1 protein-coding gene and 1 pseudogene are annotated in these 1,303 nt (G+C 71.5%); both read right to left on the bottom strand.

Features of this window, described 5'->3' with window-relative positions:
• A pseudogene (locus tag SACSA_RS21405) lies at positions 1-138 on the bottom strand (50S ribosomal protein L7/L12); the annotation flags it as partial.
• A 110-nt stretch (positions 139-248) separates the two neighbouring features.
• Entirely contained in the window at positions 249-809 is a 561-nt protein-coding gene (gene rplJ, locus SACSA_RS0104060) for a 50S ribosomal protein L10 (protein ID WP_019813730.1), read from the bottom strand.
• Positions 810-1,303: the final 494 nt, after the last annotated feature.

The following is a 1,303-nucleotide window of genomic DNA, read 5'->3' as shown; positions in this document are numbered from 1 at the left end:
CGCGGCCACGGCGACCGGGGCCGGGGCGGCGGCGGTGACGTCGAAGGTCTCCTCGAACTGCTTCACGAACTCGGAGAGCTCGAGCAGCGTCATCTCCTTGAAGACGTCGAGCAGTTCGTCCGTGCTCATCTTCGCCATGATGGCGTTCCTTCCTTGTCGTGGACTCGCGGTCTTCGGTGTGCGGTTGTCAGCTCTCGGCGGCTGTTCCGGCTCCGGCGGCACCGGTCCGGGATCACCCCGCGGGATCGTCAGCTCTCGGCGGCCTCGGCGGACTCGGCCGACTCGGCACCGCCGGAGGACTTGCGCTTGTCCTCCAGCGCGGAGGCCATGCGCGCGACCTGCGAGGCCGGGGCCTGCAGCAGCGAGGCGGCCTCGGACAGCTTGGCCTTCATCGCCCCCGCGGCCTTGGACAGCAGGACCTCGCGGCTCTCCAGGTCGGCGAGCCGGTCGATCTCACTGACCGAGAGCGGCTGGCCGTCCATGTAGCCGCCCTTGATGACCAGGGCGCTGTGATCCTTCGCGAAGTTCTTCAGAGCCTTCGCGGCCTCGACCGGCTCCCCCTCGACGAAGGCGATCGCGGTCGGACCGACGAACAGGTCGTCGAGCCCGTCGACGCCCGCCTCCTCGGCGGCGCGCTTGACGAGGGTGTTCTTCGCGACCCGGTACTTGGCGGTGTCGCCGAGAGCGCGACGCAGCTGGCTGAGCTGGAACACGGAGAGGCCGGTGTACTCGGTGACGACGGTGGCCGAGCTGGTGCGGAACGAGTCCGCGATCTCGGCGACGGCCGCCACCTTGTCGGGCTTCGCCATGGTCGCCTCCTCTCTTGGCTGGTGACCACTGGCGGCCCGGAACCCCCACGAACGACGAAACGCCCCGGCGCAGCAGGCGCGGGGCGTCGAATGCCGCGATCACGCACCGGTACACGGCGATCGCGTCGGCGAGCCTCGTTCCTCCTGCGCGGGCCGCCCGCCGGGTGCGGGACCTTCGCTCCTCACGCGTGGAACGCGAGGAAGACCAGCGGTCTTCGGTAGAACCACGACCAGCATACGCGGTGCGCCCACGGCCGCGGCGCCCACCCCGGTCACGCCCCTCGGACCACGGTCCGCCCGCGAAACGCGGTCCGAGGCCGGGCACAGCACGTAGGCGAGCAGGCATCATGGGTCACGTGGGTGAGCAGCGACCTGGCGAGAAGCAGCCCGGAGACGACATCCCGGCGGAGGCGGAGGGACCCGGCCCCGCCGGCCGGGAGAGCGCGCCACGCGACGGCGCCGACGCGGACGAGGTCTCCGCCACCACCGGCGCG

Origin of the sequence: Saccharomonospora saliphila YIM 90502 (genome assembly GCF_000383795.1) — a bacterium.
Classification (GTDB): domain Bacteria; phylum Actinomycetota; class Actinomycetes; order Mycobacteriales; family Pseudonocardiaceae; genus Saccharomonospora; species Saccharomonospora saliphila.
This window is presented reverse-complemented; position numbering and strand designations above follow the sequence as displayed.

Bases quoted from the DNA above. Each gene is read 5' to 3' on its own strand.
- rplJ (WP_019813730.1), bottom strand. From the start codon at position 809: ATGGCGAAGCCCGACAAGGTGGCGGCCGTCGCCGAGATCGCGGACTCG.